This is a genomic window from Pedobacter sp. TM02, assembly GCF_059705275.1.
Window position 1 is genome coordinate 3935628 of the sequence record NZ_AP046530.1, and the last position, 14651, is coordinate 3950278.

The window sequence follows — 14651 nt, forward strand, 5'->3', positions numbered from 1 at the left end:
ATTCTTTATATTTTAATAAAGCCTTAGGTTTTTGTAACTTAAGGCTTTATTACTTTATTTTCGATGAAAAGGAATCTGCTTATCTTATCCATTGCCTTGCTGGCCTTGTTTGGCCTTTCTGCTTTCACTACAGACGACGATCCGTTTGCCGCACTGCTCAAGAAGCTCGAAGAGTACACTAAAAAATATCCGCAAGAAAAAATATACCTGCATTTGGACAAACCTTATTATGCCATTGGCGACAATATCTGGTTTAAGGCCTATGTAGTAGATACCAAAACATCGGAACCCTCTACCATCAGCAACATTTTATATGTAGAGTTGATCAACGAGCGCGACTCCATCAAAAAGCAGCTCAAATTACCCATGCAGAGCGGCATTACCTGGGGCGACTTCAAGCTGACCGATTCGCTGAGCGAAGGCAATTACCGCATCAGGGCCTACACCCAATGGATGCGCAACGCCGGCCCCGATTTCTTTTTCGACAAAACCATCAAAATCGGGAACTCTTGGGCCAACAAGGTATTTACCAAAACCAAAGACGTACTGAGCACCGAAAACAGTGCCGAGAAAGTAAGCAGCACCATTCAGTTTACCGACAAAGACAATAAGCCTTACGCCACCTGCGAGGTGGCCTACGAAGTCCAGCTAAGCGCAAGAAGCATTGCAAAAGGCAAAGCCACCACCAATGGCAATGGCGAAATTGTAATTGGCTACACCAACACGCAGCCCAGTCTTTACAAATCGGGTAGGATTACAGCCACCATTACCCTGCCCAACAAACAAAAAATAGTTAAAAACATCCCCATCAAAACCACGGCTAAAGGCACAGATGTACAGTTTTTTCCAGAAGGCGGTGGCTTGGTAGAAGGTTTGCCTAGCAAAGTAGCCATCAAGGCGGTCAGCTCAAATGGCCTTGGCGAAAACGTTCAGGGCTCTGTAGTAGATAATGATGGCACAGAGCTGCTCAAGTTTGAAACCACCTACCTGGGTATGGGTTCTTTCATCTTAAGTCCGATTGCCGGCAAAACCTACACCGCCAAAATCAAACTGGCCGATGGAACAGAAAAAAGCACGGTGCTCCCTAAAGCGGCCAGCAGTGGTTATGTCATGGCTGTCAACAATATTGACACCGGCAAAATGGCCATTAAAGTTATGATGACAGAAGACTTGGTCAACAAAGGCGAGCTCAAATTGGTAGCCCAGCACAACGGCAATGTATATTTTACCACCAAGCTACCAACCGCTAGGCAATTGGTTTCCGTTAGCGCTCCAAAGGCCGAATTTCCATCGGGCATTGTGCAATTGACCCTTTTTACTCCCGATAACCAGCCTGTTTGCGAACGCTTGGCTTTTGTAAACAACCCGAGCGACAAAATTGAAGTAAACGCACAAAACCTGAAACCAAGCTATGACAAGCGGGGTAATGTCGACTTCAACTTTAACGTTACTCACGAGGCTAAGCCCGTACAAGGCAGCTTTTCGGTTTCGGTAACCAATGCTTCTGCCGTAACACCCGATTTAGACAACGAAAGCAATATCCTGACCCGCTTGCTCCTTACGGCCGACCTTATCGGTTATGTAGAAAAACCAAACCATTATTTCCTCAGCAACGACACCAAAACCCGCACCGAATTAGACAACCTGTTGCTTACCCAAGGCTGGAGAAAAATAAGCTGGAAAAGCCTGGCGAACAACCAAGAGCCGACGATTACCTACCAGCCCGAAAAAAACATGAAAATTAGCGGCATCATTACCAAAGGCGGCAAGCCTGTACCAAATGGCAAGGTATCGCTATTTTCTTCGTCGGGAGGCTTGTTTGCCATTGATACCCTAAGCGATGCCAAAGGCAGGTTCAATTTTGATCAGATCTCTTTTGGCGACAGCACCAAATTTGTGGTCCAGGCACGTACAGACAAGAACAACAAAAACGTACAGATCGACCTAGACATTGTTCCCGAACAAATCGTGACCCCCAACAAAAACACCGGCGACATTGAGGTAAACGTTAACGAAAGCCTGATGCCTTATTTGGCCGAAAGCGGCCGTTATTTTGACGAGCAGAGCAAAAGAGGGCTTTTAGACCGTACCATTATGCTCGACGAGGTTAAAATTGTAGAGAAGAAAAATCCGGCACCCAACTCGTCAAACCTTAACGGCGCCGGCCATGCCGACCAGGTGTTTACCGAAAAAGACCTAGAAACCGCATTTTCGCTATCGCAATTTCTTTCGGGTCGCATTGCTGGCGTAACCGTGAGCAACGGCAAGGCCTACATGATGCGTTCGGGCGGGCTTAATGGCCGCACGCCAATGGCTATTGTTTTAGACGGCATGAACATGGGCGATGATTTTGACCTCGACAATATTGTGGTGCAAGATGTAGAAAGTGTAGAAGTATTGAAAAGCATTGCCAATACCGCTATTTACGGCATGAACGGAGGTAGCGGCGTATTGGTGATCACCTCAAAACGCGGAGGCGCTAGCAGCAGCTACAACAGGTATGCGCCAGGCATTGTAACCTATGCGCCAAAAGGATTTTATACCGTAAGAACGTTCTATTCGCCTAAATACAATGCCACCCAAGACAGCAAGCCCGATTTGCGAACAACGGTTTATTGGAACCCGCAGGTAGTTTCAGATGCCACCGGAAAGGCCAACATCAACTATTTCAATACCGACCAGTCGGGAACTTTCAGAATTGTGATAGAAGGGATCGACAACCTCGGAAATCTTGCGCGAAAAGTATACACCTATACCGTTAACTAACCTAAATCTAACATGTTATCCAATCTCAAGTTAAAGCTTTCACTGCTTAGCGTTTTGGCCATTGCCTGCCTGAGCTTTAATTATCCCGACGATCCCCTAGAAAAAATACTCAAACAGTTGGCCAAGCTAACAGCCACTTACCCGCAAGAAAAAATACACCTGCAAACAGACAAACCTTACTATGCAGCTGGCGAAACCATTTTTATGAAGGCCTATTTGGTTACTGCCGAAAAGAACGAACCCTCTTTTTTAAGCGCTGTGCTGTATGTAGAACTGATCGATGCCAAAAACAACATCAAGAAAAAGATCACCTTGCCTGTTGACAACGGCACGGCCTTCGGAAACTTGAACCTAGCCGACTCGCTGGCCTCGGGCACCTACAGGATACGTGCCTACACCAATTACATGCGCAATTACGATGACCATTTCTTTTTTCAGAAATCGTTCAACATCGGTAACGTAAACGAAACCGGCACCGCCAAAACCAATGAAAAGGCACAGGCATTCGACCTGCAGTTTTTCCCTGAAGGAGGTACGATGCTCAATAACGTAAGGACAAAAGTTGGTGTTAAAGCAGTAGCGGCCAATGGCTTTGGCCTTAACCTATCGGGTTATATTGAAAACTCCAAAAAGGAAAAAGTGGCTCAGTTTGCTACCGAGCATGCTGGAATGGGCATATTTGCCCTGATGCCACAAGCCGGAGAGCAATATACCGCAGTGGTGGTGAACAGCACCGGACAAACCAAAACATTCGAGTTGCCACAAGCCTACAATAGTGGCCATGCACTGGCCATTAACATGACCGGCGACAACATCAGCATACGCGTGGCCAGTACACCAGATTTGGCTACCGGAAAAGATTTATATGTAATTGCCCAAGCAAATGGAGTGGTTTATGCCTCTTTTCCCATCAAGGCAGAAAGCGCGAATGTATCGGTTACCACGCGCAAAAGCACGTTTCCTACAGGTATTGTCCAGTTTACGCTTTTCGATTCGGATAGTAAACCCATAGCCGAACGCCTGGTTTTTGTTAACCATCAAGATGCCCTGAAAATAAACATCAACGACATCAAATCTGCCCATACCAAATCTAAAACAGAACTCGATTTCACGGTGAGCGATGCCAACGAAAATCCGACAGACGGTAATTTTTCGGTAGCCATAACCGATATGGGCAAAGTGCCTTTCGACGAGGATCAGGAAACTACGATCCTGTCTAACCTCTTGCTGACCTCCGACCTGAAAGGTTACGTAGAAAAACCCAACTACTACTTCAATAACGTAACCGACGAGAAAGCGAGGCAACTAGACAACCTCATGCTTACCCAAGGCTGGCGAAGGTTTGTTTGGAAAGATATTCAGGAAGACAAAATGCCTGTGCTTAACTATCGGATAGAAAAAAGCCTCGAAATTGGAGGCACCATTGTTTACGATGCAAACAAAAAGCCAGTGCCTAACGCCAAGGTAACTCTCCTCTCGACCACCAAAAACTTCACCATGATTTTAGATACCGTGGCCGATGCCAATGGCAGGTTTATTTTCGACAGGCTCGACCTTCCAGACAGCGTAACCTTTATTATGCAGGCCAAAAGCAAAAACGAAAGCGATAATGTATTGATTAGGCTTAATGGCTCGCCTAACGTTTCAAGCAGTTTTGATGGCCAATCATTTAACCTGACACAATACCTCGAGGAAACCAGAAAACGCTATGCCGACCTCAAAAAATACAATCTGCTCGATGGCGCCATACAGCTTAACGAGGTAAATATCAAGGCCAAGAAATCGCCTATCCCGGTCAACCCCATCAGAGGTTCCAAAAATTTGGCAGGCCAGGCAGACTATGTCATTACCAAAGAAAAACTAAAGTACCAAACTAGCTTGGAACAGGCTTTTTTGAGTATTCCGGGCATCATGCTTTATGGAGGCAACTATGTACGCTCCAGCTTCCGCACGGTTTCTATTACCTCGGCCCTTCCAAAACCAGTAATGGTCTTGTTGGATGGCGTTCGGATTAGCCAGGATAAGATCAAGGATATCCCGCCAGGCACGGTAGAAGGCATAGAGGTGCTCAGCTCGAACTACAATACCGTTCTTTACGGCCAAGACGGCTATTGGGGCGTAGTTTTGATTACCACCAAACAGCTGGACGAATTAGAAACCGTAACTACTTTCAATAAAATCAGGCTATCTAACAGGGGCTTTGCTACCGTAAAGGAATTTTACATGCCCAACTACGACGACCCAAAAGTCAATAAGGAAATGGAAGACCTGAGAACTACTGTTTTTTGGCAGCCAAACCTCAACAGCGACATCAAGGGCAAAGCCAAGCTCAGCTATTTTAATGCCGGAAGCCCTGGTACTTACAGGGTTATCGTAGAAGGCATGGATGCTTTTGGTAATTTGGGCAGAAAAGTATATACTTATGAAGTAAAATAAGAACTCATGAACACAATTGAAACAAGCATAAAAGACGGTTTGGCCATCATTACCCTGAACAGGGGCAAATCAAACTCCATGAACCGCGAAATGGTAACCGAACTGACCGACATGCTGCACCATATCGAAAACGACAGCCATATCGGCGGCGTCGTGATTACAGGAAAGGAGCATTTTTTCTCGGCCGGATTAGATTTAATCGAGCTTTATAATTACAACGAGGAAGAAGCCAAAAGCTTTTGGCATTTATTCCTGGATTTTGTAGCCAAGATCACGGCTTTTAAAAAACCTTTGGTAGCGGCCATAAATGGCCATAGCCCTGCGGGCGGCTGCGTTATAGCCTTGGCTTGCGATGCGCGAGTAATGGCCGAAGGCAAATACATTATTGGATTAAATGAAGTTCCGGTAGGCATCATCGTACCCAACAGTATTTTTAATCTGTACGCCTTTTGGCTGGGCAAAGCCTCGGCAACAAGGCATCTTTTAGAAGGAAAGCTGTTTAGTCCGGATGAAGCCCTAAATGTGGGTTTGGTAGACGAATTGGTCAAACCCGAAAGCATTTTAACCGCAGCCGAACGCAAAGCGAGAAAATACATGGCTTTTGAACGCAATACCTGGCAACAGAGCAAAACCAACATCCGCAAGGAATTGATTGCCAGCACCAGTGCCGACCAAAGTGCCGACCTTGAAGTAATGCTGAAACAATGGTGGGCACCGACAACCAGAAGCATTCTCAAAACCATTATAGACGGCCTGCAAAAGAAAGCATAGCCTTTGTAAGGCCCCGTGGGCCAACAATACGGCAACTTAACAATTGAACAATTAAAGCAATCCACTAATTCAGTCATAAAGCCATGTACAACGAACCGATGTTAAAAGATGATGCCCTCAAAGGAAAAACCATTGTAGTAACCGGCGGAGGCACCGGCTTGGGTCGTGCCATGGGCACCTATTTCTTAAAGCTGGGTGCCAATTTGGTTATTACTAGCCGCAAACTAGAAGTGCTCCAAAAAACAGCCAATGAAATGGAAGCTGAAACCGGGGGCAAAGTGTTAGCCGTACAATGCGATGTGCGCGACTATGCCCAGGTAGAAGAAGTGTTGGCACAAACCCTGCAGAAATTTGGCAGCGTAGAAGGCTTGTTGAACAATGCGGCCGGCAATTTCATTTCGCCAACCGAGCGGCTATCGGCCAACGCTTTTTCGAGCATTATCGACATTGTGCTTAAAGGTACCGTAAATTGTACCTTGGCTTTTGGCAAGCATTGGATTGCGCAAAAACAACCCGCTACGGTTCTCAACATCGTAACCACTTACGCCTTTACAGGCTCGGCCTATGTGGTGCCTTCGGCTTGTGCCAAAGGTGGCGTACTGGCCCTTACCCGCTCGCTGGCCGTAGAATGGGGCAAATATGGCATCCGCACCAACGCCATTGCGCCTGGTCCATTTCCTACCAAAGGTGCCTGGGACAGGCTATTGCCTGGCGATTTGGCCAAAAAATTCGATTTCAAAAACCGTGTACCCCTTAAACGCGTGGGCGAAAATCAGGAATTGGCCAATTTGGCTGCCTTTTTAATGAGCGATTTTTCGGGCTACATCAATGGCGAGGTCATTTCAATTGATGGTGGCGAATGGCTGCAAGGCGCAGGACAGATGAACGGGCTCGAAGCCATTCCGACCGAAATGTGGGATATGCTAGAACAAATGACCCGATCGGCAAAGGGGAGTTAGCCTTCTTAAAATCTTCAATCCATGAAAAATGTACGCCTATATCTTCTCATCCCCTATCTGCTCTTGATTTCGATGGGCTCACTTGCCCAAGATACGAAGCCACCCACGTCAATAACCAACAAGATCGAAAAATACTATGCGCTTTTTCCTTCAGAGAAAATCTACTTATCATTTGACAAGCCCTATTATACGATTGGAGATACGCTGTGGTTCAAATCGATTTTGCTCAATTCAGACCACAGTGTGAATACCAGAAGCGACAAGCTCTATGTAGAACTTTTTAACGACAGCAGCCAGCTGGTTGAAAGAAGAGTGGTGGCACTGGACAATGGGCTTGGATTTGGCCAGTTTCCCTTAAGCCAAAAGCTAACCGATGGAAGCTACAGCATACGGGCCTACACCAATTGGCAACAGAATTTTGGTGTGGATGCTTATTTTCTAAAGAACTTTTACATTGGCAATGCCAGCAACAAAACCTGGCTCATCACTTCAAACCAGAAGATTACGACCGAAAACGGCAAAAGAAGCCTCGACATCAAGGCGAGCCTTACCAATCTGCGCAATGAGCCTTCCGGCTATTTAGATTTGGAAATCTACCTAATGAATGGCAACAAAAAAGTGATGCGCACCGAGTTGCAAACAGATCAGGGAGGTTTTTTTGATGCAAAATTACCCTTACCAACCAACAACCTGAACAGCAATTACAGCTTTTTGATAACCGATAAAAAAGACAAGCTGAGAAGGGCAATTTTGCCTTTAACCCTAAATGACCTTGCCGAAATAGATCTGCAGTTTATGCCCGAAGGGGGTTACTTGGTAGCGGGCATTTATAACAAAGTGGCTTTTAAGGCCATTGGTGCAGATGGGTTGAGCCGAAACATAAGCGGCAAGATCATTAATGCCAAAAATGAGCAGTTAACTACGTTTGCCAGCCAACATCAAGGAATGGGCAACTTTTTTTTATTGCCGCAAAAAGGCGAAACCTATACGGCTGTGTTTAATGTAAATGGCAAGGAACAAAAAGTACCGTTGCCATCGGCTCAAGCAGAAGGTACTACTTTGCGGATAGACCACACCTCTAAATCAGATTCTTTATATGTGTTTATCAGGGCAAGCGAAGGGAAAAGAATTGACCAGGAATACGAGCTTGTGGCACAAGCAGCTGACAGCCTCATTTTCGCGGGCAAAATTAATCTCAAAAATGGCTTCAGCAATCTAAAACTAGCAAAAAATGGCTTTCCTGATGGCATTGTTCATTTTACGCTCTTCTCTCCCGATCAGCAACCGCTTAACGAACGAAATACATTCATCAACTTCAAACAGCAAATCAAGTTATCGATAACCCAAGGTATTTCCTCCAAACCAAAAGACAGTATTTCGCTATCCATTCATGCTACAGACGAGAACAACAACCCAATCAAAGGTACATTTTCTATAGCCATAACCGACAATGCGCAGGTAAAACTGCCTGTTAATGGCGATAATATTGTCACTTATTTCTTATTGCAAAGCAATTTGAAAGGAAACATCGAAGATGCCGACTGGTATTTTAGAAACCAGGGTGGCGACGCTCGGGTTGCTTTGGATAATCTATTGCTTACCCAAGGATGGATCGGGTACAATTGGAATGAGGTTCTCAAGAAACAAGCAAGCCCCAAATTTATCGCAGAAAATGGCAACAAGATTACAGGAAGGTTAACCAACCTGCTCAACAAACCAGTGGCCGCGATGAGGCTTACGCTGCTTTCTTTGGGTAAGGATATACTCGTTACAGATACCATCAGCAACTTGGATGGCGGTTTTACCTTTAGCAACCTGCCACGCTTAGATAGCGCCTCCTATGCCATCAAAATTAAAAATGCAGCAGGAAAAGCCTCTGCGGCCAAGATAAGTGTAAATGAATTTGTTCCCCCGCTTCCAATTGGTCTCGCCGAAAAAACAAATCCTTGGTACGTTAACAGCGACAGTACTGCGCTGAAGCATTTTCTTAACGGAAAAGAAAAGGTGAAACAGAACGAAACAATAATGTTCCCCCTAAGCGGAACCACCTTAAAAGAAGTAGAAATTAAAGGCGTTAATCCAAATATAGCCTACGAAGTAGCCTGGGATGCCAATATTTACAAGTCCATTACAGAAGAGGAGTTGAAAAAAACGCCACGCAAAACACTACTCAATCTTTTGACCGAAAGATTTAGCGGGTTTAAGATAAGCGACCGCTGGTATCCCAACTGCAGCACTGGTGTAGAACGCTTCTTATTTGAGGAATATGTAATCGGCTTGAATATTATTAATTCTATTCGGATAGACAAAATCAGTACAACTAAAGTATCGTCAATAGCAGGCCCACAAGCTTGGTTCGAAGTTAACAAACAGCTTTTCAATGATTTGAGTGCAGAAGATATCAAAAGTATCCAACTTTATAAGGGCTGTGCATTTTATTATCTTGAAATTACTACGCGGAGCGGAAATGGACCTTGGGTGGCCACAAGCCAAGGCAACTATGTGTACAGGCCTTTGCCCTTAAGTCCGGCAAAAGAGTTTTACAGTCCAAAATATACCACTGAAAGTAAAAACGACCTGCCCGATTTGCGGTCGACCATTTATTGGAATGCCCATGTCATAACCGATGAAAACGGAAAGGCCAGCGTTTCGTTCTATGCGGCCGATAAGCCTAGCACTTACACCGTAAAAGCAGAAGGAACGGATTTAATGGGCAGGTTTGGCTATCAGAAGACCATCATCCAAGTGGCAGACAAACCAAAATCAAAATAGAGATTTTGCAAAGGTTTAGGCAAGTGAAGTAGAAAATACCCCTACCGAGTATAGGGTCTTTTAGAACAAATGAATAGAGTAATCAAAGAAAGCTAAAACACCGCTTATGAAACTTAAATCTTTCATCCTGTTTGCCCTACTGGGTTGCTGTGCCGCAACAAAAATGTGGGCACAAGAAACAAGGGCTTCCGTAAGCAACTTGGTGCAAGCGCATTACAGCCTGTTTCCGACAGAAAAAGCCTACCTCACTTTTGACAAACCCTACTACAGCGCCGGCGATACGCTTTGGTTTAAATCTTTGCTGCTCAATGCAGACCACAACATCAATACCCGAAGCGATAGGCTGTACGTTGAGCTTTTTAACGACAGCAGCCAGCTGGTTGAACGGCTGGTGCTTCCCTTAAACAACGGGCTCGGTTTTGGACAGTTTGCACTCGATCCGAAGCTTGCCGATGGGAGCTACAGCATTAGGGCCTACACCAACTGGCAACAGAACCTTGGCGCCGATTTTTATTTCTCGAAAAGCTTTTACATTGGCAACGCAACCGACAAAACCTGGCTTTTAACTTCCAACCAGCAACTTGTTGGCCAAGACGGCAAACGCAGCCTCGACATTAAAGCCCGGCTAAGCAACGTGAAAAACGAAGCGGCGGGCTACCGCGATTTGGAACTTTATTTGATGAACGGCCAAAAGCGGCTGATGCGCACCGAACTGCAAACCACCCAAGATGGCTTTTTCGATATAAAACTGCCTGCCGGCAACCTAAACCCTGGCTATAGCCTGCTTATCCTCGATAAAAAAGACAAATTGAAAAAAGCAATTTTACCTTTGGTTTTAAAAGACCCCGACAACCTCGACCTTCAATTTATGCCCGAAGGCGGCTATCTGGTTAACGACATCTATAACAAAATTGCGTTTAAGGCCATTGGTACCGATGGCTTGGGCCAGGAAATCAGTGGTAAAATTGTGAACAACAGAAAAGAACAATTGGGCACCTTTGCAAGTACACACCTCGGCATGGGCAATTTTTTCTTGCTGCCCAAAAAAGACGAGACTTATTTTGCCGTTTTTAACCTCAACGGAAAAGAAAAGCAAGTGCCGTTGCCTTTGGCAAAGCCAGAAGGCACCACCTTAAGGATAGACCATTTGAATAAGCCCGATTCTTTGTATGTATTTGTAAAAGCCAGCCCAGCCAAAAGAACAGACCAAGCTTACGAACTGCTGGCACAGGTAGGCGACAGCATTATTTTGGCTACCAAGCTCAATCTCCAAAGCGGTTTCAGCAACCTCAAACTGCCAAAGGATATTTTTCCTGATGGCATCGTACATTTTACCCTTTTCTCTCCAGAAAAGCAACCCTTAAACGAACGCAATGCCTTTATCAATTTCAAGCAGCATATAAAGCTGGACTTCGAAACCAGGACAAGCTATAAAACCAAAGACAGCATTGCCATCGATATAACCGCAACCGACGAAAACGGAAAGCCGGTAAAGGGCACTTTTGCATTGGCCGTAACCGACGATGCGCAAGTGCGACAACCGGCCAAAGCGGGCAACATCAATTCTTACTACCTTTTGCAGAGCAACCTTAAAGGCTTGGTAGAAGATGCCAGCTGGTATTTTAAGACCTTTGACGCACACAGCCAAGCCGCATTAGACCAGTTGATGCTTACCCAAGGCTGGGTAGGCTATGATTGGAATGAGATTTTAAAAAAACAGGAAAGCCCTAAATTCATCGCCGAAAATGGCAACAAGATTACCGGCAGGCTAACGGGCCTTTTCAATAAGCCCGTGCCCGATATCAGACTTACCCTGCTCTCTTTAGGCAAGGACGTACTGCTTACCGATACCGTTAGCAATAAGAATGGCGATTTCACTTTCGACAACCTGCCTTTGCTTGACAGTGCGGCCTACACCATTAAAATCAAAAATGCAAAGGGCAAAGTATCTTCCGCAAACATTACCGTAAACGAATTTGTTCCGGCTCTGCCCTTTGGGCTTGCCCCGAAAGTAAATCCTTGGTACATAAACAGCGACAGTACGGCACTCAAATCCCTGTTCAATGCCAAAGAGAAAGTAAAGCAAAATGAACGCCTAATGGCACCCTTAACCGGCACCACTTTGAAGGAAGTCGAAATTAAAGGCGCTAACCCAAATATCACCTACGAAGTTGCCTGGGACGCTAGGATCAATCAGTTCATTACAGAAGAGGAGCTGAAAAAGGTTCCACGCAAAACTCTGCTCGACCTTTTAACAGAAAGGTTCAAGGGCTTTAAAGCAGGCAACTCCTGGTATCCATCTTGTTATTCAAGAATGGGCCATTATAGTTTTGACGAATATGTGATCGGAGCAAACCTTATTTTATCCATCAGGATAGACAAAATAAGCACCTATAAAGTTGTACAAGGCGCCGGCCCTAGAGAGTGGTTTGAAGCCAACAAACAAATCTTCAATTACCTCAATGCCGCCGACATTAAAAACATCCAGCTGTATAAGGGTTGTGTCTTTTATTACCTCGAAATTACCACGCGCAGCGGCAACGGTCCGTGGGTAGCTACGGCACCAGGCGTTTACGTATACAGGCCATTGCCATTAAGTTTGGGCAAAGAATTTTACAGTCCAAAATATACTGCCGACCAAACCAATGCCCTACCCGACCTTCGTTCTACCATTTATTGGAACGCCAACGTAATAACCGACGAAAATGGCAAGGCCAGCGTTTCATTTTATGCGGCCGATAAGCCAACCAGCTATACCATTAAAGCAGAAGGCACCGATTTATTGGGCAGGTTTGGGTTTAAACAAAGTCGGATCAACATTGTGAAGCCAACCGAATCAAAGTAAAAGCTATACCTTAAAAAACACTTCAGTAGCGCCATAACCAAACTTTTCCTTGCGGGCATCCATAAAAGTTCTTACCTGTGGGTGCTTGCTAATGGCTTGATGAATGTGGTGCCTTAAAGTGCCATTGCCCACGCCGTGTATAAAAACGATGGAAGGCAGCTGGTGCACAATGGCCGCATCGAGCAATTGGCGGAAATGTGCCAACTGGATATCGATGATTTCCGATTGGGAGAGAAACTGATGGTCGTCGCGCAGCTTTTCGATATGCAGATCTACCTCTTGTGGCGGGACGGGCACAATGGGTTTTGGCGTTTCGCCCCTAAAAAAGCTCTCTTTTAGTTTTTGTGGATCGATGAGGGGAGCAGGCTCATCCAGTTGTACCAACCAGCCATATTTATTGATTTCGGCGATTTGTTGCTTGGCCGAATTGAAGTCTTTGCTCCTGAATTTTTTGGTCAGGCTCAGTGGCGCTTTGGGTTTAAGGTTGCCTGTTGTAAAATACAAGACCTGGAAAATATATTGGGGCCAATTGTCTAAATCGCCCAAATTGGCACTAAAGAGCTGCGTTTGTGCCTGAGGTGGCACTACGCCTGCAAACTCTCCCCTATACTGGCCCTTCATATCTGTTTTTAGGGCAAGCAGCAATTGATAGGAACTGCGGTTAACCAAGGTAAAATGAGCCACTGAACTGGCTTTAGAATCTTCGGCCACTGCCAGAAAAACGCCATCTTCCTTAAAATCGGCTGCTGCTTGCGCAGTTTGCTGAGGCTCATTCGCCTGTGTGGCTCCATGGCCGTGCACATGCGTAAGGTTAGCGCCAACAACCGGAATTTCGAAACCATCGGTATCGGTTACGCCAAAAGTTTGTGCATCAATCACCCGAGTAATATAGCCCTCACGCTTTTCGTCTACAAAACGGACGAAATCTCCTAATTTAAAGCTCATTGTTTTAGTTCAATTGTAAATGGGTTCATTTGGCTTCAGGCCAATTACTTCAGGTTGCATCAAACTACCACCTCAACAAGGCACTGGCCCAGGTAAAGCCCGAGCCAAAGGCGGCTAGGCAAACCAAATCGCCTTCCTTAATTTTACCGGCTTCCCAGGCTTCGCAAAGTGCAATGGGCACCGAGGCGGCCGTGGTGTTGCCGTATTTCTGAATATTGTTGAACACCTGATCGTCGCGCAAGCCCAACAGTTGCTGTACATATTGGCTGATACGCAAATTGGCCTGATGAGGCACCAACAGGTCAATATCCTTAGCTTCGAGGTTATTTTTGGCCAAAGCCTCTTTAATCACCTCTGGAAATTTGACTACTGCTTTCTTGAATACGGCTGGTCCATCCATATAAGGCAGGGCGGCGCCACTTTCCAGCTGCTCGGTCGTCATGAACAAACCGCCCAGCTCCTGAGCTGGATAACCCGGCTTTTCGGGCATCCATTTATTGGCATGCGACCCGGGATAAAACATGGCCAAAATCTCGGCATCGGCGCCATCGCTATGCAAATGTGTACTCAAAATGCCTTGTCCCTCTTTTTGTGTGGGCTGCAATACCACTGCGCCGGCACCATCGCCAAAAATAACGGATACATTGCGGCTACGGGTCTCGAAATCCATGGCAAAAGAATGTTTTTCGCTCCCTACCACTAGAATATTCTTATACATGCCGGTTTTAATGAACTGATCGGCTACCGAAAGCGCATACACAAAGCCCGAGCATTGGTTGCGGATATCGAGGGCACCAATTTCCTTCATTTTCATTTCGCGTTGCAGCAACACGCCACACCCCGGGAAATAATAATCAGGGCTCAAGGTCGCAAAAATGATAAAATCGACATCCTGGGCAGTAATTCCGGCTCTGGCAATGGCCACTTTGGCCGCTTCGATACCCATGGTGGTGGTGGTTTCTCCCAGTCTGTCGGCAAAACGGCGTTCCTTGATGCCGGTACGTTCCTGGATCCATTCGTCGCTGGTTTCCATAAAGCGCGATAAATCGGTATTGGTATAAACATTTTTAGGCACGTAATAGCCTATTCCGGCAATTTTTGAGTGTTGCATGCTGAGTGGTTTGACAAACAAATGTAGTTATTTTTTGAGACGTATA

Annotated in this window: 8 protein-coding genes; 6 read left to right on the forward strand and 2 right to left on the reverse strand. The window is 45.7% G+C overall.

What is annotated here, in order from left to right; all coding sequences use genetic code 11:
• Positions 1–63 precede the first annotated feature (63 nt).
• The 6 genes from AC6H1S_RS16945 (at position 64) to AC6H1S_RS16970 (ending at position 12549) form a co-directional block, all read left to right on the forward strand.
• The gene (locus AC6H1S_RS16945; protein ID WP_497564376.1) at positions 64–2766 is read left to right on the forward strand and encodes a TonB-dependent receptor; all 2703 of its coding nucleotides are present in this window, start codon (positions 64–66) and stop codon (positions 2764–2766) included.
• A 12-nt stretch (positions 2767–2778) separates the two neighbouring features.
• Complete coding sequence (locus AC6H1S_RS16950) at positions 2779–5202, forward strand: TonB-dependent receptor plug domain-containing protein (protein ID WP_497564377.1); 2424 nt, start codon at positions 2779–2781, stop codon at positions 5200–5202.
• Positions 5203–5208: 6 nt separating this feature from the next.
• Positions 5209–5973: an enoyl-CoA hydratase/isomerase family protein gene (locus tag AC6H1S_RS16955; RefSeq protein WP_497564378.1), complete on the forward strand. Its 765-nt coding sequence runs from the start codon at positions 5209–5211 to the stop codon at positions 5971–5973.
• 83 nt (positions 5974–6056) lie between these two features.
• Positions 6057–6932, forward strand: coding sequence for an SDR family oxidoreductase (locus AC6H1S_RS16960; protein WP_497564379.1), 876 nt, complete (start codon positions 6057–6059; stop codon positions 6930–6932).
• Between the two features lie 21 nt (positions 6933–6953).
• Complete coding sequence (locus AC6H1S_RS16965) at positions 6954–9704, forward strand: hypothetical protein (RefSeq protein ID WP_497564380.1); 2751 nt, start codon at positions 6954–6956, stop codon at positions 9702–9704.
• A gap of 106 nt (positions 9705–9810) precedes the next feature.
• A complete protein-coding gene (locus tag AC6H1S_RS16970) occupies positions 9811–12549 on the forward strand; it encodes a hypothetical protein (RefSeq protein ID WP_497564381.1) in 2739 nt (912 codons plus the stop codon).
• Between the two features lie 3 nt (positions 12550–12552).
• On the opposite strand, the gene AC6H1S_RS16975 is transcribed toward AC6H1S_RS16970, so the two are convergent.
• Both AC6H1S_RS16975 and AC6H1S_RS16980 read right to left on the reverse strand, forming a co-directional pair.
• Positions 12553–13494 (reverse strand): Smr/MutS family protein, encoded by a 942-nt coding sequence (locus AC6H1S_RS16975; RefSeq protein WP_497564382.1) that lies wholly within the window; start codon positions 13492–13494, stop codon positions 12553–12555.
• 64 nt (positions 13495–13558) lie between these two features.
• Positions 13559–14605, reverse strand: a complete 1047-nt coding sequence (locus tag AC6H1S_RS16980; protein ID WP_199136135.1) for a 3-oxoacyl-ACP synthase III family protein — start codon at positions 14603–14605, stop codon at positions 13559–13561.
• Positions 14606–14651: the final 46 nt, after the last annotated feature.

Coding starts and splice junctions, on each gene's coding strand:
- AC6H1S_RS16945 (WP_497564376.1), top strand. CDS start 64: ATGAAAAGGAATCTGCTTATCTTATCCATTGCCTTGCTGGCCTTGTTT.
- AC6H1S_RS16950 (WP_497564377.1), top strand. CDS start 2,779: ATGTTATCCAATCTCAAGTTAAAGCTTTCACTGCTTAGCGTTTTGGCC.
- AC6H1S_RS16955 (WP_497564378.1), top strand. CDS start 5,209: ATGAACACAATTGAAACAAGCATAAAAGACGGTTTGGCCATCATTACC.
- AC6H1S_RS16960 (WP_497564379.1), top strand. CDS start 6,057: ATGTACAACGAACCGATGTTAAAAGATGATGCCCTCAAAGGAAAAACC.
- AC6H1S_RS16965 (WP_497564380.1), top strand. CDS start 6,954: ATGAAAAATGTACGCCTATATCTTCTCATCCCCTATCTGCTCTTGATT.
- AC6H1S_RS16970 (WP_497564381.1), top strand. CDS start 9,811: ATGAAACTTAAATCTTTCATCCTGTTTGCCCTACTGGGTTGCTGTGCC.
- AC6H1S_RS16975 (WP_497564382.1), bottom strand. CDS start 13,494: ATGAGCTTTAAATTAGGAGATTTCGTCCGTTTTGTAGACGAAAAGCGT.
- AC6H1S_RS16980 (WP_199136135.1), bottom strand. CDS start 14,605: ATGCAACACTCAAAAATTGCCGGAATAGGCTATTACGTGCCTAAAAAT.